The following is a 24366-nucleotide window of genomic DNA, read 5'->3' on the forward strand; positions in this document are numbered from 1 at the left end:
TCTAGTTCCTTGGTTGTTCTTCTTGCTGATCCACGTCCGCTGGAGGCGTGGAAGTCTTGTTGTCAGCCGGTCACCGGCTGACGGGCGAATCAGATCTTTTCGACCTGATTGAAGCCGAGCTCGACGGGCGTCTCGCGACCGAAGATCGACACGAGCACCTTGACCTTGCGCTGCTCGGCATTGACCTCGGAGATCGAGGCGGGCAGCGTCGCGAACGGTCCGTCCATCACGGTGACCGACTCGCCGACCTCGAAATCGACCTCGATGGTCGAGGTGACCGCGGCTGCGGCGGCCTCGACGCTCTCGCCGGCCGAGGCGGCCTTGGCGGCCGACTTCTTGGCCTCGGTGCGCGGCATCAAGAACTGCAGCACCTCGTTGAGGCTCAACGGCGACGGCTTGGAGGTCATACCGACGAAGCCGGTGACACCCGGGGTGTTGCGCACCGCGCCCCACGACTCGTCGTTGAGATCCATGCGCACCAGGATGTAGCCGGGCAGCACCTTGCGGTTGACCTTCTTGGGCTGGCCGTTCTTGATCTCGGTGACCTCTTCGGTCGGCACCTCGACCTGGAAGATGTAGTCGCCGACGTCGAGGTTCTGCACGCGGGTCTCGAGGTTGGCCTTCACCTTGTTCTCGTACCCGGCGTAGCTGTGGATGACGTACCACTCGCCGGGCGCGCGACGCAGTTGCTTGCGCAGCTCCTCGACGGGGTCGGTCTCCTCGGGCTCGGCAGGAGCGTCAGCCTCGCCGGCCACCTCGTCGGTCGCCACCTCATCGGTGGCTGCCTCGTCGGCCTCGACCGCGGCCTCGCCGCCCTCGACGGCAGCGACCTCGTCCTCGGCAGCCTCGGCCTGCGCCTCGACACCGGGGTCGTCGGTCTCGTCCACGAGGGTCTCGTCGGTGACGGCCTCGTCGGTCACGACGCCTTCGACGTCAGCCGCTTCGGTGTTCTCCGGGGTGCTCACTGCAGCCCACGCTCCTCTTTCTCACAGTTTCGGTCAGGTCTCACGTCGTTCGCCCGGTCGTCACTCGACCGTGCCGTCCGTCGTGCGCCGACGACCGGTTCGTCGGGCGCCCCGAGATGGTCGGTGCGCTCACTCGAGGTGAACCGCTAACCGAACAGCCAGAGGACGCCCTTGGCGAAGCCGAGGTCGATGCCGAAGATGAAGGCGGTCATGATGACCACGAACACCAGCACGACGGCCGTGTAGACGACCAGGTCGCGGCGGCTCGGCCAGATGACCTTCCTCAGCTCGGCGACGACCTGCTGCAGGAACAGCCAGATCCGTACGAACGGATTGTGGCTCTCCGCAGGCGACGCCTTCTTCTTGCGTTCCTTGACGGCGACCGCGGTTCCGCCTGCGGAATCCGAGTCGTCGTCGGAGGTGCCGGCGGCAGACGCCGAACGGCGACCCCGACCCGAACGCTTACCGGACGGACGGAGCTCGGTGTCGGCCGACTTCGTCAGTGACGTCGTGCTCTCGCCGTCGGAATCGTCGGTGGCATCGGAGACCTCGAGCTCATCGGCCGCCGACGCGGCGGTGTCCCCCGCGGCATCCTTGGCGCGGGCTGCTCGATCTCGCTTGCTCAACTTCGAGGTCCTCTCGTCAACGTGTGCCCTCACCAGGGCAGGGGCGACAGGACTTGAACCTGCAACCTGCGGTTTTGGAGACCGCTGCTCTGCCAGTTGAGCTACGCCCCTTTGCGGCTGTCACGTCCCGGCAAGAAATCCCGCCGGGCCACTCGGGCCACCATCTCGATCCACCCTACGGACTGGTGTGTCGACACCGTCCGGCCGCGTGGCCTTCGGCTACCGACATTCCGCCGTTCGACAGAATCAACCGTCCGACAAAACCAACGCGCCACCCCATGGGTAGCGCGCAAGTCTAAGTCAATCGAGACACTTCAGTGTAGAACATGGGCCCTGCCGAACCCAAAACGCCCCGGGAACACCCCGTCGGCGTCAGAGGCTCTCCGAGAGAATCCGGACGGCGTCATCGTATCGATCCGGGGTGACCGCAGAATAGGTGAGCCGGACGAACAGGCCGGTCGGCTCCGCGGGAAACCACTCGGCTCCCGGCGAGATCGCGAGACCGTTGGTCAGCGCCCGCGCGACGACGGTGTCGGCGTCGGGCAGCGCGTCGCCGGCCCTGCCGACGCCCAGGTCTACCCAGAGATGCAGTCCACCGGCCGGCCGGCGCGGATCGAAGCCGGCACCACGCAGCGCGGCCAGCAGGGCGTCGCGCCGGTCCCCCAACGCGCGGGCAAGTGTCTTTCGGTGGGTGCGCCACGCCGGTCTGCTCACCACGTCGAGTGCCGCCCACTGCAGTATCGGCGAGACGAAGAGATCCGAATGCGCCAGCGCCTGCTCGATGCGCACCCGTGCCGGTCCGCGCGCGAGAATCCCGGCCACCCGCATCGACGGCGACATGCTCTTGGTCAGCGACCTGACGTAGACGACGTGCCCGTCGCGGTCGGCGACGGCCAGCGGCCGCACCGGCTCGTCGATCCCGAGGTCGTGCGCCCAGTCGTCCTCGACGAGGAACGCGCGGTGTGCGGTGATCACATCGAGGATCGCCGACCGCTGCCCGACATCCCAGCGGTCGCCGGTGGGGTTGGCGTGGTTGGGCTGGGCGTAGAAGACGCGTGCCCCCGACGACGTCAGCGCCGCGTCGAGGTCATCGGCCCGGGGTGCGCCGTCGGATCGGGGCACCGGCACGATCACCAGACCGGCCTGCCGGGCGGCGCCGATCGCACCCCAGTAGGTCGGCGACTCCATGACGATCGCTTCGCCGGGGGCGGCGAGCGCGCGGAACGCCGCGGCCAGCGCCGCCTGCCCACCCGAGGCGACCATCACATCGGCGGAGTGCCAGGACTCGGCAGGCGCAGACCCAGAAGAGTCGGTATGGGAGAGCTCGTCGGCGAACCAGCGCCGCAACTCCGGAATCCCCGCGATCGGCGGTCGGCGATAGCACTCCGGCCGCCGCGCCACGCGACCGAGTGCCGCACTGACCTCACGGATGGGTAGCAGGGACTCGTCGGGGTAGCCCGAATGCATGGCGATCGTGTCGTGCGGCACCTGCCGCAGGGTCGAACCGACCGGGGACGCACCGTCGCGTCGGGGTCCGAGCGCTGCCGTCTGCCACGCCACCTCCGCGCCGCGACGTTGCGTCGGACGTGCGCGAACGAAAGTGCCACGGCCGGGCCGTGTTTCGACAAGGCCGTCGGCCACCACCATCGCAAGCGCCCGCTGCACGGTCACCGGTCCGGCGCCGAACCGCGCCGCGAGGTCGCGGGTGGACGGCAGCTTCGATCCCGGGCTCGCGGTTGCGGTCAGCGAACGGAGGTGACGCGCGATCTGCTCACTGCTATCGTCGGACATGAGAACCAATAGTAGCGCTATCGCATCCCTCTCGCGTCCGCTATCGGCGCAGGGCCCGACGACCGCCCACGGACTGGCCTGGGGGCTCGTCGGCGTGATCGCCTTCTCGTTCACCGTCCCGTTCACCAGAATCGCGGTCGGGGGCACCGGCGGTGCGGGACTCGACCCGCTGTTCGTGGGCTGCGGGCGGGCCGTCGTCGCGGCCGCTCTCGCCGCGGTGGCACTGATCGCGTTTGGCGCTCCGCTGCCGACCCGCCGGCAGTGGCTTCGGCTCGCCCCGGTGTCGGCGGGCGTAGTGGCCGGCTTCCCGATACTGACCTCACTGGCCATGCAACGCACCACCGCCGGACACGCCGCGGTGGTGATCGGCCTGCTGCCCGCGGCGACAGCGGTGGTCGCGGTGCTGTTGACCGGCGAACGACCGTCGTCGCGTTTCTGGCTCGGCGCGGCCCTCGGGGTGGGAGCCACCGTCGTGTTCAGCCTGCTCGCCCACGGCGGGTCCGTCGGCAGCGGACCGGGGGTCGCCGACGCCCTGCTCGCCGCGGCGGTGGTGCTCGGCGCGATCGGATACGCACAGGGCGGCCTGATGTCGCGTGAACTCGGCTCGTGGCAAACCATCTGCTGGGCACTGGTTCTCGCGGCGCCGGTGATGGTGGCGGTGTCGGCGATCAGCGTGGTCACCCACCCACCGCACGCCGGCGCCGGCCAGTGGTCGGCGTTCGCCTACCTGGCCGGCGTCAGCATGTTCCTCGGATTCTTCGCCTGGTATCGCGGTCTCGCGATCGGTCCGATGACCACGGTCAGTCAGATCCAGCTGGTGCAGCCGGTCCTCAGTGTCTGCTGGGCCGTCGTGATGCTCGGCGAGCATCTCACCGTGCCACTCGTCGTCGGCGGGTGCGCGGTGATCGCCTGTGCCGCTTTCACTGTGCGCTCCCGCGTTGCGCCGACCTCGCGTCAGCGTGAGTGCCCCGAAAACGAGTGCCCAGCCGACGAGTGCGCCGACATCTCGACGACGTGACCGATCTCATGGCGCCCGTGCGGGGCCGAGTCGTTCGCTGCGGTGTCCTCATCGACGCCGTCGGGGTCACCGTGTGCTGCACCGTCGATGCCGATGACCTCGTCGATAAGTTCGTCGTCCTCGCTGACGTCGGTCTGACGCCACAGCGCGATCGCGTAGAGACCCAGCCCCACCACCAGCCACACCGTGAGCACCACGATCGGATGAATGATGTTGTGCCCATTGAAGAATCCGACGTTGCGCAACAGCGTTCCGGTGGCCCCGGGCGGTAGCAGCTGACCGATCGCACCCCACGGAGAGGGCAACAGGTCCGGTGAGCTGCTCAGCCCGGACAGCGGATTGCCCAGCACCACAAGCAGAATCGCAGCAAGCCCGAGACCCGCTCCTCCGAGCAGTCGCCGCAGTCCGATCACCCCGAACGCGGTGGCGGCGATGCCCAGGATTCCACTCAGCACCAGATACCAGAAGGCAGTGTCGAAAGTACCCAGCACGTAGCGCATCAGGAGGTTGATCGCGAGCCCGGCCAGCACGGCGAAGCCCAGTGTCGCCAGCACGAGGTTGCGTGGCCGTCGGATCATCATCATCAGTGCCACACCACCGATCCAGCCGCCCAGGGCGAGCGGCAATGCTCCGGCGGCCAGCCCGACGCCCTTCGGGTCGCCGGTGCCGAACCCGCGGACGTCGACGACGGCGACCGGCGAGTGCATCTGCGTGCCCATCTGTTGCCCGATGGCCTCGATGAGCGTGGCCACTGCCGGACTGCCCGCGGTGGTCACCAGCACTCGCGTCGAATCCCGTTGCACGACAAGCGCCCCCTCGACCTCGCGATTGAGGATCTGGCGGCGTGCCTGCGCCTCGTCGCCGACGGCGGTGACCTCGAAGCCGCCGGGCTGACGCTCCTCGAGTGCATGGGTGATCTGCTCGGTGGCCGCGGCGGGCGCGACCACCGCGAGCGGGATGTCGTTGGGCTTGGAGTGCACCCCGGGGAGCGCGAACGCCAGCAGCAGGATCGATACCACCGCGGTCAGGCCCAGCACCAGGGCGAGGGCCTTGCCTTCGTCGGACTTCATCATTACATTCCCCTTAAGATACGTAGCGTTTCTTATTGCCCGCGATGCTATTCTGGACAAACAAGAAACGCAACGTTTCCTATCTGGTCGGCTCGATCGGCCGACTGTCGGAAGGTGGCAGGAGATGGCAGCGACCCGACGCCGCGGCACCGAACTCGATGCGGCGATCTTCGACGCGGTGCTCACCGAACTGCGCGACGTCGGGTTCGCCGACCTCACCGTCGAAGGGGTCGCGCGGCGCGCGGGGACGAGCAAGGCGGTGCTGTATCGACGATGGTCGACCAAACTGGAGATGGTGATCACCGCACTGGCCAACACGCGCCTAGCCGACATCTCACCCCCCGACACCGGCACCCTGGCCGGTGATCTGCGGGGAACGATCCACGAGTTGCTTGAGCGGCTGGCCGCACAGGGTCGTGAGGTCGCACTCGGCATCATGGCCGGCGCCGCGTCGGAGCCCAATCCCGCGGCCATGACGGTGCTGCGCACCAAGGCCGAGGATCTGTCGGGGGTGATCATCCGACGGGCACGCGACCGTGGGGAGATCGGTGCGGGGCCGGTGCCCGCGACGGCCGCCACGCTGGCGTTCGACCTCGTGCGCTACCGATTCCTGATGGAAGGCTCACTGTCGGCCGAGGCGATCGACGACATCGTCGAGACCGCGGCGGTACCGCTCATCCGGGTGCACGCCGCCGGCGCAGGGTGATCCGGGAGACGACCCCGACGACCGTCAGTTGAACTGGATGACGGCCTGTGCACGCCCGAAGATCTTGCGCTCGCCCTGCTTGGCAACGATCGCGATCGTGCCGCGGCGCGTGTCGGGGTCGAGGGATTTGATCTTTCCGGTGAAGTCGACGGCGGCGCTGTCGTCGGCGGGCACGTAGACCGGGCTGGTGAAGCGAACGTTGTACTCGCAGAACGCCGCCGGGTCGCCGATGTGCTCGGAGACGAAGGTCGCGCCGAGGCCCATCGTCTGCATGCCGTGCGCCACCACGTCGTCCATGCCCGAGGCCTTGACGAGGTGGTCGGAGAAGTGGATCGGGTTGGGGTCTCCGGCGACACCGGCGTAGTTGGTGAGGTTGCCGCGCGTCAGCAGAAAGCGCTTGGCCGGTAGTTCCTGGCCCACGGTCAGTGTGTCGAAGTCCACCGCGCCGTAGGCTCCGGGACGTTCGGTGGGGTCGGGGCGGTCGTAGCGTCCCGGCTCGGGCTCGACGGTGCGTCCGACGGTGCCGGTGCGGTCGACCTTCATCATCACGTGGTCGAGCGATTCGGCGAGCTCGGGATCGATCTCCATGCCCGGCCGCGCGGCCAGCGAGGTGTAGGTGGTCATCACCGGCTCGTTGCGCTGATTCCAGATGACGTTCTTGGTCACCATCAGATCGATCGTCTCGGGGCTGGTGACGTGCCGGAACGAGTCGAGCGACACGTCGCACACCAGCTGATCGCCGACTTTCATCGGCTGGTGGTAGATCAGCCGCTGGTCGGTCTGCATGATCTGCCACAGGTCGTATCCGGTGATGACGTCCTCGAACAGTTTGCGCTGGGCGACGATGCCGAGCACCGACACGTAGGTAGGGGCGGCGATCAGCGTGTCATGGCCGAGTCGGCGCGCGGCGGACTCGTCCCAGTGCGTCGGGTGCGGGTCCTGCACGGCCAGGGCGTGTTTGCGGACCTCTTCGCGGCCGATCTCGTAGTAATCGTCGACGGTGTAGTTGAAGCCGACGAGCGACTTGGTGTGCTCGGCGATCTCCTCGGGGGTGAGCTTCTCGCCCGCGGCCTTCAGCTCCAAGGTCCGCTGCTTGATCTCGGCGTCGCTGATCTGTGACGACATGCGGTTCGCTCCTTACCTGTGCCACGTCCCGGTGGCGTCGATCCATGACTTTCGACGGCTGCTGCCGCGACGCGCGAGGAAGGTCTCATCCGTGCCGCGCACATACCACTGCGGACCGCCTCGTCGAGGCGGTCCGCAGGTATGTCTGTATGTCGCCGATCGCCGACGACTGCGTCAGCGAGACTCTTTGTGCGCCTGATGCTTGCCGCAGTTCGGGCAGAACTTCTTGATCTCGAGGCGATCGGGATCGTTGCGACGGTTCTTCTTGGTGATGTAGTTGCGGTGCTTGCACACCTCGCAGGCCAAGGTGATCTTGGGCCGCACATCAGTTGAGGAAGCCACTGTAATCCTTCTTTCACGGGGGTTTGCGTGTTCTCGGCGCTCGCGCCCCCGTGTCCCGGGCCGCCGCGGGCGCTGCGTGTTGTGTAGCGGTGGAGGGGCTCGATCCCTCGACCTCACGATTATGAGTCGTGCGCTCTAACCAGCTGAGCTACACCGCCTTGGCGGCCTGAGCACCCGCGGGGGCGATCAAGTCCTCCCGAGCCCCCTGACGGAATCGAACCGTCGACCTTTTCCTTACCATGGAAACGCTCTGCCGACTGAGCTAAGGGGGCGTTCACCCGTGCTGCCCGGTCACGTGTCCGGGCTGCTCGAGAGCCTTAACGAGATTACACACCGACTCGGCGGCGCACCAAATCGCCTGTTACAGCGGTTTGACGGCGCGTCGCGAACGACGATTTTCCTCGTTTGTGGCAGGTATAGGATTCGAACCTATGTAGCTTGCGCGACGGATTTACAGTCCGCTCCCTTTGGCCGCTCGGGCAACCTGCCGTGCCATTCTCTCGGCCGTTTCCGACCGCGTGAACAACGCCGTGAAGAATACAACGACTACCGCCCGTTCACGCAAACCCGCTGGTCAGAGCCGCCCCGCCGAGCGCGCTCCCCTCCTCGCCGACGGCGCCCGTCTCACCGCCGACCGCGCCCGTCTCCTCGCCGACGGCGCTCCCCCACACGTCGAGAGCGCCCGTTTCACTCGCGAGCGCGCCCACTAGGCTGTACCTCATGGCTGATTCATCGTTCGACGTCGTGAGCAAGGTCGACCGCCAGGAGGTCGACAACGCCCTCAACCAGGCCGCCAAGGAACTGTCCCAGCGCTACGACTTCCGCGGCACCAACACCGGTATCGCATGGTCCGGCGAGGAGGCGATCGTCATCACCTCCGACGCCGAGGAGCGTGCCGTCGCCGGCCTCGAGGTGTTCAAGGAGAAGCTGATCCGCCGCGACATCTCCCTCAAGGCATTCGACGCCGGGGAGCCCGCCGCATCGGGCAAGCAGTTCAAGATCACCGGAACGCTCGTACAGGGCATCGATTCCGAGCACGCGAAGAAGATCTCCAAGAAGATCCGCGACGAGGGACCCAAGGGCGTCAAGGCTCAGATCCAGGGCGACGAGTTGCGCGTCTCCAGCAAGAAGCGCGACGACCTCCAGGCGGTCATCTCGCTGCTCAAGGGCGAGGACTTCGGCATCGCGCTGCAGTTCGTCAACTACCGGTAGCGGGTGGGGTGACGGCGGCGCTCAGCTGATCCCGCGTCGCGCCATCTCCTGCAACCGGGCGATGCGCTCCTCGGTCGGCGGGTGTGTCGAGAAGAGTTTGGCCATCCGATCGGTGGCACGGAACGGATTCTCGATCATCGCGTGACTCTGCGCGGCGATGTCGGGCTGCGGCGGCAGCGGCGCCGCCTGGATGCCGCCGGAGATCTTGGCCAGCGCCGACGCCAACGCCAGCGGGTCCCTGGTCAATTCGGCACCGGAGGCGTCGGCCTGATATTCGCGCGAGCGTGACACGGCCAGCTTGATCAGCGTCGACGCGATCGGCGCCACGAACGCGACGACGAGCATCAACAGCGGGTTGGCGTTGTTGCGGTTACCGCCGAAGAACAGCGCGAAGTTCGCCAGCCCGCTGATGATGGCTGCCATGGCGCCGGCGATCGAACTGATCAGGATGTCGCGGTTGTACACGTGCGACAGTTCGTGGCCGAGGACCGCACGCAATTCCCGCTCGTCGAGCAGCCGCAGAATCCCGGCGGTGCAGCACACCGCCGCGTTCTTCGGATTGCGGCCCGTGGCAAACGCATTCGGCGACTCCGTCGGGCTGATGTAGAGCGCGGGCATCGGCTGATGCGCCGAGGTGGCCAGCTCGCGGACGATGCGGTAGAGCACCGGCGCCTCGACCTCGGTCACCGGCTGCGCATGCATCGCCTTGAGCGACATCTTGGCGCTGTTGAAGTAGACGTAGGCGTTGACCGCCACGGCGAGGATGACCGACCCCCACAGGATGACGGGGCTGCGGAACATCGCGCCGATGCCGACGATGATCGCCGACATCACGCCGAGCAGGAGCGCGGTCTTCAATCCGTTGAAATGCATCAGGTCCTCGTTCGAGTCACGGCGTCGGTGTGCGCTCCGGCAGGCTGCCGGGCGGGGGACGCCCTGTAGTTTCTCAAACGATCCAGACCCCGATTCGGTTTCCGGGCAGGGTGTGAGCCATCCGACCGCTCGGCTATCCGGTTCGGTCGATGGTGTAGCTGACCAACGAGCTCAATGCCCCGTGCGCAGGCCCGGTCGGCAACTGGGCGAGTTCGGCACGAGCCTGCTCGGCGAATTCGGCCAGCTTGTCCTTGGCCTGCACCATGCCGCCCGAGGCGTTGAGCAGATCGAGCGCCTCGGCGACCTCGGCATCATCGGTCAGCGGCCGCGCCGATCCGTCGTCGGCGAGCAGGAGTGTGCGCAGTCGATCCGACGACGCATCGTCCTCGCGCAGCGCATACAAGACCGGCAAGGTGTGCACACCCTCACGCAGGTCGGTACCCGGCGTCTTGCCGGAATCGCCTGTGACAGAACTGATGTCGATGATGTCGTCGGATACCTGGAAGGCGGTACCGACGATGTCGCCGATCCTGGAGAGTCGCTCGGTGTCGTCGGCGGTCGCGCCGGAAGCCATCGCGCCGAATCGGCCCGCGGCGGCGATCAACGACCCGGTCTTCTCCCACACCACCTTCAGGTAGTGGTCGATCGGGTCGGCGCCCTGCGTGGCACCGACAGTCTCGCGCATCTGCCCGGTGACGAGTTCGGCGAAGGTCTCGGCGATGATGCGCACGGCGTCGGGGCCCAGCGTCGAGACCAGCCGAGAGGCACGGGCGAACAGGAAGTCGCCGGAGAGGATCGCGATGCTGTTGGTCCACCGGGCGTTGGCGCTCTGCGCGCCGCGCCGCATCGGCGCCTCGTCCATGACGTCGTCGTGATAGAGCGTCGCGAGGTGGATCATCTCGACGACGGTCGCCGACGTGATGACCTCGTCGGCGTCGGGGTTGCGCCCGAATCGCGAGGCGAGGATCGCGAACATCGGCCGGAATCGCTTACCCCCGGCGCGCGCGAGATGTGTCGCGGCCTCGGTCATGACGTCGTCGCCCGAAGCCAGCTCCGTGAGCAGCAGGTCCTCGACACGGGCCAGCGAGGACCGCACGGTCTCCGCGAACTCATCGGTCCCGAGGTCTACTCCGGTGAATGTCGACTTCACGTGTTTGCGCCGCTCCGTTTCGAGAAGGTCCGTTTCGAGAAGGTCAAGGCCATCAGCGTGACGCATCGGGCGCCACACCCCCGGGCACTACCTCTGTGCAGCCTAGCGTCTGGCACCGACGCTGCCCGAGCAGCATCGCCCGACGGTGCGCCGACATACTGGTCGGGTGAGCAGCCAAGTGCCCCCCGTCGAGGTCCCCGACGCCACCGACGTCCTGGTCGTCGGCGCCGGACCGGCCGGTTCGGCGGCCGCCGCCTACGCCGCATCGGCAGGTCACCAGGTGGTTCTCGTCGATGCGGCGGTGTTCCCGCGCGACAAGACCTGCGGCGACGGGCTCACCCCGCGCGCCGTCGCCGAACTCGATCGCCTCGGTCTGGGACATCTCCTCGACACGCGGCCGCGTCTGGACGGTCTGCAACTCAACGGCTGGGGCCGCAGCGTGTTCGTGCCGTGGCCGTCGGGCCGGTTCCCCGACTACGGGAGCGCCGTCGCGCGCCTCGAACTCGACGACGCGATCCGCGAATTCGCCCTCTCGCGTGGCGCACAAATGGTGTCGGGCGCCAAGGCCGTCGACGTCGAGCGCGCCGGGGACCGCATCAGCGCAGTGGTCCTCGACACCGCCGACGGTCGGCGAACGATCCGCGTCGGGCAGGTCATCGTCGCCGACGGGGTGCGCTCGGGACTCGGCAAGATTCTCGGCCGACAGTGGCACCGCGACACCGCGTACGGCGTGGCCGCGCGCGCCTACGTCCCGTCCCCGCGCGCCGACGCCACCGTGATGGGATCACACCTCGAACTCCGCGGACCCGACGGTGAACTGCTACCCGGATACGGCTGGGTGTTCCCACTCGGCGAGGGGCTGCTCAACGTCGGCGTCGGCGCCCTGGCCACGTCAAAACGACCGGCGCACATGGCACTTCGGCCGATCCTCGAGCACTACTCGCACATGGTTGCCGACGACTGGCAGATCACCGGCGAGCCGGAGCGCATCGCCTCGGCGCTGCTGCCGATGGGTGGTGCGGTCAGCAATGTCGCCGGTCGTAATTGGATGCTCATCGGCGACGCCGCAGCGTGCGTGAACCCGCTCAACGGCGAGGGCATCGATTACGCACTGGAGACCGCCCGCCTGGCGGTTGACCTTCTGTCCGGCGACGACCACACGCACGCCTGGCGCGCCCTGCTTGTCGACCATTACGGGCTGGCCTTCTCCGCTGCCCGTCGGCTCGCCGGCCTGCTGACGATGCCGCAGACCGTCCCCGCCCTCGGCCGCCCCGGAATCCGGTCGGCCCGGCTGATGTCGCTGGTGGTCCGGGTGATGGGCAATCTCATCACCCCCGACGACGCCGACCTCGTCGCCCGCGCGTGGCGCGGCGTCGGCCATCTGTCGACCCGTATCGACGGACGCCCGCCGTTCAGCTGAACGCTCCCGACAGCGCCCTCCCCCTCGCCGACAGCGCCCTCCCCCACGCCGACCGCGCTCCCCTCGGTGTCGACGGCGCCCTCCTTGGTGTCGACGGCGCCCTCCAGCTCGCCGACAGCGCCCTCCAACTCGCCGACAGCGCTCCGCGCGCCGCTCGTCCACATTGGATTGAGACAAAACCGATGGTATGTTTCAAACATCTGATAACGGCCACCTCAGGAGCGTCATGCCGTCCGTTTCGTCCGTCGCCTCGTCGGTCTCGCATCGCATCAGTACCCGCCGCGCGGAGCGCTATCAGCTGCGCGACGACCTCGCCCGTGTCGACCCCGCGGCCGATCCAGAACAGTACGCCCGCAGCCTCGGCACCCTCGAATACCCGTGGGGCATCACGATGGCGCTGAGCTTCGCCCTCTTTCGCACCTACGCCGTACCGTCGATCGGCGAGTTGCTTTATGAGACCGGAGAATTCACCGAACGCACCCAGAAGCGTTACGACGACACCGTGCTGCTCCTCGACGCTCCCGTCGAACACGGCTTCGCTGACCCACGCGCCCGCGATGCGGTCCGGCGGATCAACCAGATGCACGCGATGTACGACATCTCCAACGACGACATGCTCTACGTACTGGCCACGTTCGTGGTGTGTCCAGTCCGCTGGGTGGCCGACTACGAGTGGCGCCCGCTAGGCCGCAACGAGATCGACGGTCTCACCGAGTATTACCGCAAACTCGGAAAACACATGGCGCTCAAAGACATTCCCGGCACGTACGAGGACTTCGAGCACTTCCTCGACGACTACGAGCGCGAACATTTCGCCTACTCCCCCGGATCACGCAAGGTCGCCGACGCCACCCTGGATCTGCTCACCACCTTCATGCCGTTCCGCCTTCTCCCCGCGTGGCTCGTCCGGCGCTTGTCGTTCGCCCTCATGGACGACCTCTTGCTCGACGCCTTCGGCTACCCCAAGCCCACCGCCGTTGAACGTGTCGTCGCCCGCAACGGCCTGAAGGCCCGCGGGCTGGCCATCTGGTTCTTTGCCGGACCCCGGACCGTCCCCCAGTTCGGGCGTGACATGCCGCAGATCCGCTGCTATCCGCGCGGCTATGAGGTCGATGAGCTGGGCACCTTCGCCCCTGGATGTCCCGTCCGCCACGCCGGCTGACACTTCATCCACAACCTTGACGCCAACCCTCCCAAACCCGACGATCCTGGCTACAATCCTCTTCACGCTGTAGATCTAGCCGGGGCCAGAAGGGGGAGGGATGACGGAGTATTTCGTACAACCGGGCACACGTGTGCCACTCGGCGGTGAGTCCACCACCCCACCCGACACCTCCGTTCCGCGCGGCAATCCCGAACTCGGCGACGGCGGGGTCGTGCAGGTCATCGACGCCGAGTGGAAGCGACGGGCCGGGGTGGCGCGGAATCTGGCGGCGGAGTTGGCGGGGGTTGTTGCGGAGTTGGTCCGCGTCAACAACGGCAATCACTACGGCAACGTACCGGAAGGTACCAATATGTCTGAGCGTGCGGCAGAGTTCGTCAATTGTTTCGCAGCTGGACTGAAGGCAAATATCAAGCGCCTAGACGCACTGGAAGCCCTGTGCGACCAGGCACACGCCGAGCTGACTGCGACAGATGGCAAGAACGGTCAAGTTTTCGAATCAATCAATGCATAACATTCGACTGAAAATAGCCAAGACAATGTTGGCGATGTCCGTCACTCTCTCTGGGATAGTCGGCTGCACGACTAATTCAGGCGAACCGACACGAGATCGAACATCCGCCTCGGCGTCCCACCCAAGTACTCCCGCCAGCATCAGACAAGTGGATGCGAACGGCAAACGACTACCCTTCGATACCGTCTTTCCAGATCGGTGGAGCAACCTGAACGACGGTTCGTCATATGAACCTTGCACAGCACTCTCTGGCGAGGAACTAGAGGCATTGGGCTTGAACCAGCAATCAGCGACAGACGGCGCCAATGCCAACATGCAGACGTCCCGAGGATGCGACTGGAGATACCGGGATTCGAACACAGCAATCCTTTCGCAAGGCGTCGGAAACGATCTTCCACTAGAGGATTACAAGAACAAGTACTCAACTGCGATCGAATGGCAATATGACACCAGCATCCAAGGAAGGTCAGTCGCAGTTGGGTATCCCAGACACCAGGACGCATGCACAACTGCGGTTCAATCTGGCAGCGCCATAGTCACGACAACTGCCATTCTGTTCATAAACCCTCCGCCAAGAGACCAGGTCTGCGCCAAAGCCATCGCCTTCACCAAAGCGACAATCGACAGAATGCCACCTTGACCCAGCACCACAGCGGCCGGTCTCGAGGCTCGTCACTATCGCTCCTCGGCACCTCGACCACCGATCTGGCGGGCACCTCGACCACCGAAGTAGTCGATCCGAGCCGGTAGTCACCTCGACCAGCGAGGGAGTCGGCACCTCGGCCCAAGTAGGTGTGAAGTCAGACGCGAATACCGGAATGTATTGCCGCGATGCCGCCGGTGAGGTTCTGCCAGCGGACGTCGGTGAATCCGGCGTTGCGAATGAGGTCGCCGAGGCCGAACTGGTCGGGCCAGGCTCGAATCGATTCGGCGAGATACACATACGCGGCTGGGTTGCTCGACACCTTAGTCGCCACCGCAGGCAGCGCTTTCATCAAGTACTCCATGTACACGGTGCGAAATGGCCGCAATGTCGGTGTGGAGAACTCGCAAATGACCAGGCGACCACCAGGTTTGAGCACGCGATGCAGCTCGGCCAAGGCGGTCAGTACGTCGTGGACGTTGCGCAGACCGAACGAGATGGTCGCCGCGTCGAATGATCCATCGGCGAAGGGCAGGGCCATGGCGTCGGCGGCGACCTTCGGTACGTCTCGATCGGCCCCGGCCTTGAGCATGCCGAGGGAGAAGTCGGCGGCCACGCACGAAGCCCCCGACGTCGCCAGCTCGACGGTGGATACGGCGGTGCCGGCGGCCAGGTCGAGCACCACGTCGTTGCGAGTGAGCGCGAGCGCTTTGCGGGTCGCCTTACGCCACCGCCGGTCCTGCGCAAACGACAGCACGGTGTTGGTGATGTCATAACGCTTGGCGACGCCGTCGAACATCGCCGCGACCTCGGCCGGGTCCTTGTCCAGACTCGCACGATCGGGGGTAGCCATGGCGATAACGCTACCTGCCCGCCACCGCCGCCCGACCAAGCGTCCGGCAGACCCGGTGGCCCAACTCACATCTCGGCGAAACCGCAGGTGACACCCAGTCATCGCGGCACATTCACCGACCGTTCGCCACGACGGGGTTTCTTCCTCACCAACCGGGGAACACCGTGGACACGAGAGCTCGTCCCCAACATCTGGAGGGAACATGACCGTCTCCACCACCACCATCCACCAGCAACTGCGCGCAATCCTCGCGCTCACGCACACCGAGATCCAGATCGCCGAAACCCGGCAGGCCCAGGCCCGCACCGAGGCGGTTCGTGCCGAACTGGCCGGCAATGCGCGCAAGGGCCGCGACCGCGCTGCAGCCATCGAGAAGGCAATACACGAGCGCGACGGCTTCGCCGATGTCCTGCGTCCGGCCCTCGGCCGCGTCGCCGCATCGGTCAAGACCCTCGCCGAACAAGCCCAACCACTCGATGAGGCACTCCTCGGCGACCTCGCACTCGAGCAGCAATTGCTCGGCCGCGCAACATATCTCAAGGCCCTGGCCACCGGCGCCTACGACGCCGACCTCCTCGCGCTGGCCGAACGACTCATCGACGCCCACACCGAGACCGTCGACTGGATCAGCACGGTGCTGGCCGAAGAAGCCCTCGGCGGGCCGGCCGCACTGCGCCGCAGTCCCACCCAGTGGGCCAGCGGCCTCGCCGCCCGCGCCGTGACGCTACCGGCAATCGCCGCATCGCGCGGCGCCGATCGTGTCGCACACGCACTGCGTCAGGTCCCCGACGCTGTGTCCGGTCTGCGCAGCCGCATCGGCGACACCGTCGACGACGCCACCGAAGCCGCAGAACAGGCCGGGCAGAGCCTCGTCGAGGCAGGAACGGCGACCCAGCGCACGGCGACCGCCGCCCGTGACGCCGCACTCGAGGCCATCGAGGACAACGCCCGAATCAACGGCGCCACCGGTGTCGCCGACACCGTGGCCTCGGTCCGCGAGGCGACAGGCACCGTCAACCCCGACGACCTGCCCATCCCCGACTACGCCGACCTGAACATCACCGACGCCGTCGCCGCCATCAAGGAGCTCGACGAGCCCGCCGACATCCGCGCGACGTTGCACTTCGAGGAAGCCCACAAGAACCGGCAGCGCGTCGTCAATGCCGCCGAGGCGCGCATCACCGAGATCGCCAAGGATGTGGTCGGCGTCGAGTAACCCTCGTCGCCGGCACCACAGCGCCGTTCGCCCCACCACCCCGGGGGCGGACGGCGTCGTCTCTCCGCAGTGTTTCAGTGACGCCCCACGCGGGAAACCATCCTCCGACGACAGGAGAGAACCATGGCCGACCGAGACAATAACCCCACAGCCGACGACGACAAACTGCATCCCGGCCCCACCGACAATGACGGGTCCGGCGGCATGGCCACCCGCGAGGTGACGCCCGAACTCGTCGGTGACGACCACACCGACGGCAACCACACCGACGACGGCGAGGACACATGACCGGCGACAACACCCCGCACACCGACGAGTCACGGGCTGCCCGCGACGCCGTCGATGACCTCGAACGCAAGATCACCCACAACCCTGCCGAGGACGACGACACCGTCGTCGACCCGGAGTCGGCGACCGAACAGCCCGGCACCGGCGACCCCGACTCCCCCGCCGCCGGCGACGCCGAGCCCGCCGATTAGCGGTTTACCCAGCTCACCGAACGGGTACACCGGCCCTATGCACACGCGCATACCCACCGCGACCGTCAGCCGCGCGCTGCCCTCATCCCGAGGTCCGCTCTCGGAACGTCTCCTCACCGCGCTGCGTGACGGCACCGACGTCGCTCCCGACCTCGTCGCCGACATCGACCCCTTCGGCGACGACCTCCAACTCGCCCTCTACGTCGCCTACGAGTTGCACTACGCGGGCTTCACCGACGTCGTCGGCGATCGGGAGTGGGATCCCGGCATCATCGCCCTGCGCACCGCACTCGAACAACTCTTCGTCGACGCGGTGCGTGCTGGCCTCGATACCGCATCAACGACGGCCGAAGCGTTGATGGACGAGTTGAGCGTCGAGCCCGTCCACGGCAACGGCCTGTCGTTCCGGTTGCGCAACAACGGAACCTGGCAGCAATACCGCGACCTGTTCGCTCTGCGGTCGCTGTATCACCTCAAAGAGGCCGATCCACACGCCTGGGCCATCCCGCGCCTGCGGCGCACCGCCAAGGCGGCGTTCGTCGCGGTGGAATTCGACGAATTCGGTGGCGGCCGAGGTGAATCCGTTCATCAGGAGTTGTTCGCCGATCTCCTGGCAGCTGCCGACCTCGACCCCGCCTACCTGGCCTACCTCGACCGCGCTCCGGCGTGGGCGCTCGCCCCGGTGAATCTGATGTCCTGCTTCGGTTTACATCGATCTCTGCGCGGCGCGACCGTCGGACACCTGGCCGCCACCGAGATCACGTCGTCGCCGGGATCGGCCCGGCTGCTCAGCGGGCTCGAACGGCTCGGCGCCCCCGAGCCGTGCCGGCTGTTCTATCGCGAACACGTCGAAGCCGACGCCGTGCATGAGCAGGTCCTGCGCCGCGACGTGGTGGGCTCACTTCTCGCCGAGGAGCCGGAACTCGAAGACGATGTGGTCCTGGGCATCCGCGGATTTCTGTTCGTCGAGGACGCATTCGAGGCGGGGCTGACCGCCGCATGGGAGACCGGGCCAGTACTGGCCGGAGTCGGATCTGTGCCGGTCTGACCGGCCCGACGCACTCACCCAGTGCACGCTACTCCCGCCGACGACGCCGATGACTGTTGTCGCACAACGGATATGTGCGGCTGCGTCCACAGGCACACACCGCCACCATGAACCGATCCGAGCGCACGTGGGTGCCGTCGGGGAGTTCGATGTCGACGGGCCCGGGCACCATCACCGGTCCACCTCGTGTCACCCGGATGGGGGTCGCGTCACTCATGCCGGACCTTTCCTGGTCGCTCGTACCACGGCGAGTTCCTCTGTCCGCCGACCCTTTTCGAGCAGTCCGAGACCTTCGAGCCACTCGGCGCGCGCGGTCATCACGGGCCCGAACGGCACCCACCGCACCGCAATCAGGTGCGCGTCGAGGCCGTTGGCGCGCAATGCATTCACCGTGGCGTCGACGTCGGCGAACTCCGACTGCACCGCCAACAGGGTCCCGCCGGGCTCGAGGAAATCAGATGCGTATGCGCACAACGGATCCAGGACGTCGCGCCCGGTCGGGCCGGCGTCCCATGCATGTCGGGGGCCGGGACTGATCGCCACGCCGTCGTCGATGCCGGGAGCAGGCACGTACGGCGGATTACAGGTCACCACATCGAACCTGTCACGACCGATGTAGTTCTCAAACCGCCCATGGTGCACCCGAACCGGACACGGGGCGTCGGCGCAGAGACGTCGCGCGTGATGCACCGCCAGGTCGGAGGCATCGACGGCGGTGACCGACGCAGCTCCCGCATGGGCCGCCGCCAGCGCCAACACGCCGCTGCCGGTGCACAGATCCAGTACCCGGCCACCGACGACCTGCGGAACCCGGCGCAGACAGTCGGCCAACAGCAGCGAATCCTCTTGTGGCTGATACACACCACCGGCGTACGACGGTTCGGGACTGATCTGCTCGAAGCTGAGGGTCATGTGCGCCTTCCGGGGCCGATGAGCGGGCGAAACACGTGCTCACGCAGCATTCCCCGATCATGCCCAGGTCAAACCACCGTCCCGGCCCCGGCCGGCAGCAGCCGATCGACTCACCCGGCGAGCCGTTGCCGCCCCAACGCGATCCGCGCGTCGCCTCCACGCTCGGCGATGACCTCGCCATAGTGGCCCAGTAGTTCCTCACACAGCGCCGGCCAGGTCCGCGCGCGCACCGCGGCCAACCCGGCCCGGCCCATCGCCGCTCGTCGGGCGGGCTCCCGCAGCGCGGCGACGGTGTCGGCGATGCGATCGGTGTAGGTCGCCGGATCGAGGAGGAATCCCGTCGACAGCGGGGTCACCAGGTCTCGTGGTCCACCTGCATCCGGGCCGATCACCGGTACCCCGCTGGCCATCGCCTCCTGGATCGCCTGGCAGAAGGTCTCGTGCTCGCCGGGATGGGCGAACACGTCGAGGCTGGCATAGGCGCGCGCCAGCTCTTCGCCGCGGAGTTCGCCGGTGAACACCGCATTCGGGCAGAGTCGTTGCAGGCGTGCACGTTCCGGGCCGTCGCCGACGATCACCAGCCGCACCGACGGGTCGCCGTCCAGTGGGGCGAGCCGCTCGACATGCTTCTCCGGCGCCAGCCGGCCCACGAATCCGACGATCAACCGATTCGCACCCCAACGCGCGCGCAGGTCATCGTCGCGTCTGGCCGGCGAGAACTGGGCGGTGTCGACGCCGCGCGCCCATCGATGCAGTCGCGGAATGCCGCGGGCGGCAAGCGCTTCCATCGTCGCCGTGGACGGCGCGAGGGTGCGGTCGCAGGCCAGGTGCACCATCCGGGTGTATCGCCACGCCGCGCGACCGGCCACCTGGAGCCGATACGCCTCGGCGAATCCGGCAACGTCGGTCTGGAACACGGCCACCGTGGGCACCCGTAACCGCTTGGCCGCCAACGCACCAGCGCCGCCGACCACGAAGGGCGAGGCGAGGTGCACCACGTCGGGGCGCACGTCGCGCAGGGCGCGATACATGCTGGGCATCGGCACCCCGACGGGCAGCGACGTGACGCCGGGAAATCGCATCGAGGGCACCGTGTGCACGGGGGTGTGCCGACCCACCAGCCGGGGAGCCCGCAGACCGTCCCGCTCGGAATCCGGTGCGATCACCACGGCATCATGCCCGGCATCCTCGAGATGCTCGACGACTCGTAGAACCGAGTTGACCACCCCGTTGACCTGCGGAAGAAAACTCTCGGCGACGATAGCCACGCGCATGGCGCCAATGGTCGTTGTCCTCGATGACCTCGGCGACGACCGCATGTGACCTACGCGCGAACTCCGCGCGAACCTCTGGTCGCCGCAGCATCCTCACGCATCGACGGTTGCCCGGTCGTCGGCGGGACGCGGTGACGGGTCGTCGTCGGGCTGATCGCCGCCGTCACCGTCGTCGGGGCCGGAGTCGTCCTCGTCGGCGCGACGCGCGGCCCGGCGCAGCAAGCGGCGATTGGCCTCGGCAATCAGCACCATCACGGCGAGAATGATCAGCCACGTCAGCGCGGCCACCGACAACGCCGGGATGATCGCCAGCGTCGCCCCTCTCCCAGCGGGCTTGGCCAGGTCGGGGTTGCTCTGGTCGTATTCGACGCTGATGCGTTGTCCGGTACCGAGTTCGGTCGGATACAGCAGCCCAAGCCGCGGGCTGTAGATCTGCCCGTCCGGCGTCTGGAAGTAGGCTACGGCGTGCAGGCGGTCGGCCGAGACGATGTCGGCCATCACGGTGCCCTTGTCGCGGTTGATCGCCGCGTCGTTGCGGAAGGCAGCCACGACCATCGCGCCGGCCATCACGGTGACGATCAGCCCGATCACCAGCAGCGTCTTCTGCACGCGCCGCAGGATGACCGGATTCATGCACCTCAGAATACGTGCCCGCTACCGCAGTCGGCCCACGATCCCCGCGTGCACCGATCGCAGGCGCTCGCGGTCGGTGACCACCTCGACGACCTCCACCCCGTCGGTGCCGGGCTCGGCCAGCACCGCGGCCAGGTCGGCCAGCTCGACGCGGCGGTGCGGCAGATGGAATCCCGCACACAGCGAGGCCAGGTCGGTGCGATGCGGCGTGCCGAACACCCGCTCGTAGGCGCCGGCATACGGGCCGGAGTTGAATCGCGGATCGCCCTGCTCGAGCAGCCCGAAGATCCCGCCGCCGTCGTCGTTGGCGACGACGATCCGCAGGTGCCGCGGCCGTGGCTCCGACGGTCCGAGGATCAATCCGGTGGCGTCGTGAATGAAAGTGAGGTCGCCCATCAAGGCGACGGTCCGCGAACCCGGATGGTCGACGTCGTGGGCCAGTGCCGCGCCGATCGCGGTCGAATTCGTCCCGTCGATACCGGCCACGCCACGGTTGGAGAGCACCCGCACGCCCGGCGAGACGCGCCCGGCCAGCGCGACGTCGCGGATCGGGTTGCTCGCGCCGACGACCAACTGCTCACCGGGCACCATGGCCGCGCTGACCGTCCGCGCGACGTGCAGGCCGGTCGCCGGGCCGCCCGCATCGAGTTCGGCGTCGACCGCCCCGAGGACGCGCTGATGAACCTCGGCGCACCGCTTGAGCCAGTCCTCGGCCGCCTCGCCGGTCGCCTCGACCCGGGTGCCGGTCGCGAACACATTGCCCGACACGTCCGGCCACCGCGGTCCGGTGGTCACCGCGTAGACGCGGACCTCGGGGTCGGCGAGCAGTCGCGCCACCCCGCGGTGCAGGGTGGGCCGACCGCAGATGATGGCCTGTTTCGGGGCCAGCGCGTCGAGCGCCAGCGGATGCAGCGGGGTCGCCGCATGCGGTGCAGTCGGCTCGGCCACCGTCGGGATCCCGTCCAGCTCCGGATAGCGACCGGCCCCATGACCTGCGACGACGACCGTGTCAACGGACAGGTCGATGGGCAGTGGGATGTCGAGTTTGCCGACCGGTGCCTGTGTCCACGGCAGCCCACCGGGACGTCCGGCGAAGACGCCGAGGTCGGACTCGGGGCCGGTCTGCGGCCCGGGGACGAGCGGCTCGCGTAGCGGTATGTCGAACTGCACCGGTCCGGCGTTGCCGGTCCGCGCACCCCGCGCCGCCGCCAGCACGCGACCGACCGCCGAACGCCACTGACTGTTGGTGTCGACGTCGGCCTCGGCCAGACCCAGACTGATCGCTGCACGCACCTGCGTACCGAAGATCCCGAACTGTTCGACGGTCTGATTGGCCCCCGACCCGAGCAACTCGTACGGCCGGTTCGCGCTGACCACCACCAGCGGCACCCGGGCATAGTTGGCCTCGAAGACCGCCGGGCTCATGTTGGCCACGGCGGTACCGCTGGTCATCACGATCGGCACCGGACGCCCCGACGACGCCGCCAACCCCAGGGCGAGAAATCCCGCCGACCGTTCGTCGATCCGGACGTGCAGCCGCAGCGCACCCGCGGCGTCGGCGGCATGGAGCGCGAATGCCAGTGGCGCATTGCGTGATCCCGGGCACAGCACCGCGTCGCGGACGCCGCCGCGGACGAACTCGTCGACGATGACCCGCGCCTGCAGGGTGGACGGGTTCGGCGGCGCGGATTCCGGGGAAGAACTCATGGTTTCCACACTACGATGCCGCTTTTCCGCGCCGATCTCCGCCGATGGATGCGCCGTGGCACCCCGGCTCGCCTGTTTTCAGTCATTCCGGAAGTAGAGATTCGGCAAAAGCCCAGGTCGTCGGGTGCGGTGTACTCGGCGAATGACTGAAAACAGGCGAACGGCACCATCATTCGTCGTCGGGAGGCGGCAATCGGTGCCGATCGTCGTCGAGGGTGCGGGTGATGTCGGCCAGTGTGTCGTCCCAGCCATAAAGAACGTCGTCGTAGGTTAGGCGCATCGTCGAGTAGCCCCTGGCCAGCGATTTGCGGTCGCGGCGACGATCCTTGCGGTAGTTCTCCAGGCTGGTGTGATGAAGCTTGCTGTCGCACTCGATCAGGAGTCGGCCCACCCGCAGGTCGAACCAGCCCAACCCGATGAGATTCGGTTGGACCACGACGTCGTGGCCTCGTCGTCGTAATCGGGTCCGCACCATGGTCTCCGTGCCCGACTGGGATCGGGGATCACACTCGGTCAGGAGCATCTCGATGGTGACGTTGGGTCGCGGCAGCATCGCCAGCAGCAACTCCACATCGAGCCCTTGACTGTTCAACACCGAATCGGCGACGACGATCCAGTCATCGGGACTCATGCACCCGACCGCACTGCACAGGGCCAGCGGAACCGGGTCGAGGATCGAGTACACCGGCAGCGGCGGACCCGGCGGTCGACAACAGGCACCGCCTCGCCTCACCGCATCCTTGCCCGTCCGGATGTGCACCGCCTCGTAGCCCGGCGGAACCCAGATCCCGTGTTTGTCCAGCGCGGTCGGACCCGTTAACGCGCCGTAACCCCGTGCGGCCAGCAGTGCGTCGGAGTCGGCGCCAGGTGTCGAGTACCAGCCTCGACGTTCGACGAAGAGTTCTCCTCGGCGCACCATCCGCCGCAGGTCGTTGTCGGTCAGCCCGCCCGCGATCAGCTCCGTGCGGCTTTTCACACCCAGCTCGATGATCTTGTCCACGGGAATTGGACGCAGCGGGACCCGTTCTGGCTCCCTCTCGCCTGTTTTCAGTCATTTCCGGAGTCGAGATTCACCAAAAGCCCAGGTCAGCACACCCTACATACCGGGCAAATGACTGAAAACAGGCGAGCACCCGGGCCGGCGGACCTATTCTCGCCTCATGGGCTCCGGTTTCTACGACCGCCACCTCCTTCCGCGACTGATCAACCTGACCTGCGGGTCGTCGTTGATGGTCCCGCTGCGCGGACGCGTCTGCGCACCGTTGGCCGACCACATCGTCGAGGTGGGGTTCGGCTCGGGCCACAACATCGAGGCCTACCCGCCCACGGTAACCCGGGTCAGCGCCATCGAACCCTCCGATGACGGCTGGCTCCTCGGTGCCGACCGTATCACGGCGTCGCCGGTCCCGATCGATCGCGCAGGGCTCGACGGGCAGTCATTGCCCTTCCCCGACAACACCTTCGACGGCACCCCGTCGACGTTCACGATGTGCACCATCGCCGCCGCCCTGACCGACGCCGGATTCGAGATCACCGAGTTCGACCGCTTCCACCACCGCGGCACCCCCAAGACCTTCGGCGCGATGAGCCTGGGAGGCGCCCGCGCCCGCTGACCCGGGCCCGCCTA

General features: G+C 67.3%; 28 protein-coding genes and 4 tRNA genes. 12 read left to right on the forward strand and 20 right to left on the reverse strand.

Going from position 1 to position 24366, the window contains the following annotated elements:
* Window positions 1-89 precede the first annotated feature (89 nt).
* From nusG to QNM97_RS17780, 4 genes are all read right to left on the reverse strand, one after another.
* Entirely contained in the window at window positions 90-965 is an 876-nt protein-coding gene (gene nusG, locus QNM97_RS17765; RefSeq protein WP_283819631.1) for a transcription termination/antitermination protein NusG, read from the reverse strand.
* A gap of 146 nt (window positions 966-1111) precedes the next feature.
* Window positions 1112-1591: a preprotein translocase subunit SecE gene (secE, locus tag QNM97_RS17770; RefSeq protein ID WP_006370802.1), complete on the reverse strand. Its 480-nt coding sequence runs from the start codon at window positions 1589-1591 to the stop codon at window positions 1112-1114.
* 38 nt (window positions 1592-1629) lie between these two features.
* Window positions 1630-1702: transfer RNA gene (locus QNM97_RS17775), tRNA-Trp, on the reverse strand.
* Window positions 1703-1963: 261 nt separating this feature from the next.
* The gene (locus QNM97_RS17780) at window positions 1964-3382 is read right to left on the reverse strand and encodes an aminotransferase-like domain-containing protein (protein WP_283819632.1); all 1419 of its coding nucleotides are present in this window, start codon (window positions 3380-3382) and stop codon (window positions 1964-1966) included.
* Here QNM97_RS17780 and QNM97_RS17785 point away from each other — a divergent pair.
* Entirely contained in the window at window positions 3381-4400 is a 1020-nt protein-coding gene (locus QNM97_RS17785) for a DMT family transporter (RefSeq protein WP_283819633.1), read from the forward strand. The genes QNM97_RS17780 and QNM97_RS17785 overlap by 2 nt on opposite strands.
* Here QNM97_RS17785 and QNM97_RS17790 read toward each other — a convergent pair.
* Window positions 4337-5470 (reverse strand): ABC transporter permease, encoded by a 1134-nt coding sequence (locus QNM97_RS17790; RefSeq protein ID WP_283819634.1) that lies wholly within the window; start codon window positions 5468-5470, stop codon window positions 4337-4339. The two genes, QNM97_RS17785 and QNM97_RS17790, sit on opposite strands and share 64 nt — an antisense overlap.
* A gap of 124 nt (window positions 5471-5594) precedes the next feature.
* Between QNM97_RS17790 and QNM97_RS17795 the strand changes: the two genes are divergently transcribed.
* Entirely contained in the window at window positions 5595-6176 is a 582-nt protein-coding gene (locus tag QNM97_RS17795; protein ID WP_283819635.1) for a TetR/AcrR family transcriptional regulator, read from the forward strand.
* A 24-nt stretch (window positions 6177-6200) separates the two neighbouring features.
* On the opposite strand, the gene QNM97_RS17800 is transcribed toward QNM97_RS17795, so the two are convergent.
* The 6 genes from QNM97_RS17800 to QNM97_RS17825 form a co-directional block, all read right to left on the reverse strand.
* A complete protein-coding gene (locus QNM97_RS17800) occupies window positions 6201-7301 on the reverse strand; it encodes a fused (3R)-hydroxyacyl-ACP dehydratase subunits HadA/HadB (protein WP_283819636.1) in 1101 nt (366 codons plus the stop codon).
* A gap of 174 nt (window positions 7302-7475) precedes the next feature.
* Complete coding sequence (rpmG, locus tag QNM97_RS17805; protein ID WP_003929651.1) at window positions 7476-7643, reverse strand: 50S ribosomal protein L33; 168 nt, start codon at window positions 7641-7643, stop codon at window positions 7476-7478.
* Between the two features lie 84 nt (window positions 7644-7727).
* Window positions 7728-7801 (reverse strand) — tRNA-Met (locus QNM97_RS17810).
* 41 nt (window positions 7802-7842) lie between these two features.
* Window positions 7843-7915 (reverse strand) — tRNA-Thr (locus QNM97_RS17815).
* Between the two features lie 136 nt (window positions 7916-8051).
* A tRNA-Tyr gene (locus tag QNM97_RS17820) sits at window positions 8052-8132 on the reverse strand.
* 68 nt (window positions 8133-8200) lie between these two features.
* Entirely contained in the window at window positions 8201-8365 is a 165-nt protein-coding gene (locus tag QNM97_RS17825; protein ID WP_283819637.1) for a hypothetical protein, read from the reverse strand.
* Here QNM97_RS17825 and QNM97_RS17830 point away from each other — a divergent pair.
* On the forward strand, window positions 8364-8855 hold the full coding sequence (locus QNM97_RS17830) for a YajQ family cyclic di-GMP-binding protein (protein WP_006370796.1): 492 nt from the start codon (window positions 8364-8366) through the stop codon (window positions 8853-8855). The genes QNM97_RS17825 and QNM97_RS17830 overlap by 2 nt on opposite strands.
* Window positions 8856-8876: 21 nt before the next feature.
* Here QNM97_RS17830 and htpX read toward each other — a convergent pair whose 3' ends face one another.
* Together htpX and QNM97_RS17840 are read right to left on the reverse strand one after the other, a co-directional pair.
* On the reverse strand, window positions 8877-9728 hold the full coding sequence (gene htpX, locus QNM97_RS17835) for a zinc metalloprotease HtpX (protein WP_265077589.1): 852 nt from the start codon (window positions 9726-9728) through the stop codon (window positions 8877-8879).
* Window positions 9729-9861: 133 nt separating this feature from the next.
* Window positions 9862-10878 carry a polyprenyl synthetase family protein gene (locus QNM97_RS17840; RefSeq protein ID WP_283819638.1) on the reverse strand — a complete coding sequence of 339 codons (1017 nt, stop codon included), beginning with the start codon at window positions 10876-10878 and terminating at the stop codon, window positions 9862-9864.
* Between the two features lie 166 nt (window positions 10879-11044).
* Between QNM97_RS17840 and QNM97_RS17845 the strand changes: the two genes are divergently transcribed.
* From QNM97_RS17845 to QNM97_RS26670, 4 genes are all read left to right on the forward strand, one after another.
* Window positions 11045-12298, forward strand: coding sequence for a geranylgeranyl reductase family protein (locus tag QNM97_RS17845; protein WP_283819639.1), 1254 nt, complete (start codon window positions 11045-11047; stop codon window positions 12296-12298).
* A 226-nt stretch (window positions 12299-12524) separates the two neighbouring features.
* Window positions 12525-13460, forward strand: a complete 936-nt coding sequence (locus QNM97_RS17850) for an oxygenase MpaB family protein (RefSeq protein WP_283819640.1) — start codon at window positions 12525-12527, stop codon at window positions 13458-13460.
* A 100-nt stretch (window positions 13461-13560) separates the two neighbouring features.
* Complete coding sequence (locus tag QNM97_RS17855; RefSeq protein WP_283819641.1) at window positions 13561-13974, forward strand: hypothetical protein; 414 nt, start codon at window positions 13561-13563, stop codon at window positions 13972-13974.
* A gap of 34 nt (window positions 13975-14008) precedes the next feature.
* Window positions 14009-14614, forward strand: coding sequence for a DUF3558 domain-containing protein (locus QNM97_RS26670; protein WP_502874936.1), 606 nt, complete (start codon window positions 14009-14011; stop codon window positions 14612-14614).
* A gap of 160 nt (window positions 14615-14774) precedes the next feature.
* Here QNM97_RS26670 and QNM97_RS17860 read toward each other — a convergent pair whose 3' ends face one another.
* Window positions 14775-15470: a demethylmenaquinone methyltransferase gene (locus QNM97_RS17860; RefSeq protein ID WP_283819642.1), complete on the reverse strand. Its 696-nt coding sequence runs from the start codon at window positions 15468-15470 to the stop codon at window positions 14775-14777.
* Between the two features lie 202 nt (window positions 15471-15672).
* Here QNM97_RS17860 and QNM97_RS17865 point away from each other — a divergent pair, with 202 nt between their 5' ends.
* From QNM97_RS17865 to QNM97_RS17880, 4 genes are all read left to right on the forward strand, one after another.
* Complete coding sequence (locus tag QNM97_RS17865) at window positions 15673-16686, forward strand: ferritin-like domain-containing protein (protein ID WP_283819643.1); 1014 nt, start codon at window positions 15673-15675, stop codon at window positions 16684-16686.
* Window positions 16687-16809: 123 nt separating this feature from the next.
* Window positions 16810-16974, forward strand: coding sequence for a hypothetical protein (locus QNM97_RS17870; RefSeq protein ID WP_283819644.1), 165 nt, complete (start codon window positions 16810-16812; stop codon window positions 16972-16974).
* Window positions 16971-17165 (forward strand): hypothetical protein, encoded by a 195-nt coding sequence (locus QNM97_RS17875; protein ID WP_283819645.1) that lies wholly within the window; start codon window positions 16971-16973, stop codon window positions 17163-17165. Before QNM97_RS17870 ends, QNM97_RS17875 begins: the two co-directional genes overlap by 4 nt.
* Window positions 17166-17202: 37 nt before the next feature.
* The gene (locus QNM97_RS17880; RefSeq protein ID WP_283819646.1) at window positions 17203-18213 is read left to right on the forward strand and encodes an iron-containing redox enzyme family protein; all 1011 of its coding nucleotides are present in this window, start codon (window positions 17203-17205) and stop codon (window positions 18211-18213) included.
* 28 nt (window positions 18214-18241) lie between these two features.
* On the opposite strand, the gene QNM97_RS17885 is transcribed toward QNM97_RS17880, so the two are convergent.
* The 6 genes from QNM97_RS17885 to QNM97_RS17910 all read right to left on the reverse strand — a co-directional run bounded on the left by QNM97_RS17885 (window position 18242) and on the right by QNM97_RS17910 (window position 23739).
* Entirely contained in the window at window positions 18242-18430 is a 189-nt protein-coding gene (locus tag QNM97_RS17885) for a CDGSH iron-sulfur domain-containing protein (protein WP_283819647.1), read from the reverse strand.
* Window positions 18427-19125, reverse strand: a complete 699-nt coding sequence (locus tag QNM97_RS17890) for a methyltransferase (protein ID WP_283819648.1) — start codon at window positions 19123-19125, stop codon at window positions 18427-18429. The genes QNM97_RS17885 and QNM97_RS17890 overlap by 4 nt, the downstream gene beginning before the upstream one ends.
* 110 nt (window positions 19126-19235) lie before the next feature.
* The gene (locus QNM97_RS17895) at window positions 19236-20399 is read right to left on the reverse strand and encodes a glycosyltransferase family 4 protein (RefSeq protein WP_283819649.1); all 1164 of its coding nucleotides are present in this window, start codon (window positions 20397-20399) and stop codon (window positions 19236-19238) included.
* 93 nt (window positions 20400-20492) lie between these two features.
* Window positions 20493-21032: a DUF3592 domain-containing protein gene (locus tag QNM97_RS17900; RefSeq protein ID WP_283819650.1), complete on the reverse strand. Its 540-nt coding sequence runs from the start codon at window positions 21030-21032 to the stop codon at window positions 20493-20495.
* A 21-nt stretch (window positions 21033-21053) separates the two neighbouring features.
* The gene (menD, locus tag QNM97_RS17905) at window positions 21054-22739 is read right to left on the reverse strand and encodes a 2-succinyl-5-enolpyruvyl-6-hydroxy-3-cyclohexene-1-carboxylic-acid synthase (RefSeq protein WP_283819651.1); all 1686 of its coding nucleotides are present in this window, start codon (window positions 22737-22739) and stop codon (window positions 21054-21056) included.
* A 169-nt stretch (window positions 22740-22908) separates the two neighbouring features.
* A complete protein-coding gene (locus QNM97_RS17910) occupies window positions 22909-23739 on the reverse strand; it encodes a putative endonuclease domain-containing protein (protein ID WP_283819652.1) in 831 nt (276 codons plus the stop codon).
* A 160-nt stretch (window positions 23740-23899) separates the two neighbouring features.
* Between QNM97_RS17910 and QNM97_RS17915 the strand changes: the two genes are divergently transcribed.
* Window positions 23900-24352, forward strand: a complete 453-nt coding sequence (locus tag QNM97_RS17915; protein WP_283819653.1) for a class I SAM-dependent methyltransferase — start codon at window positions 23900-23902, stop codon at window positions 24350-24352.
* The last annotated feature ends 14 nt before the right edge of the window (window positions 24353-24366 follow it).

Origin of the sequence: Gordonia sp. L191 (assembly GCF_030077625.1) — a bacterium.
Classification (GTDB): Bacteria; Actinomycetota; Actinomycetes; order Mycobacteriales; family Mycobacteriaceae; genus Gordonia; species Gordonia polyisoprenivorans_A.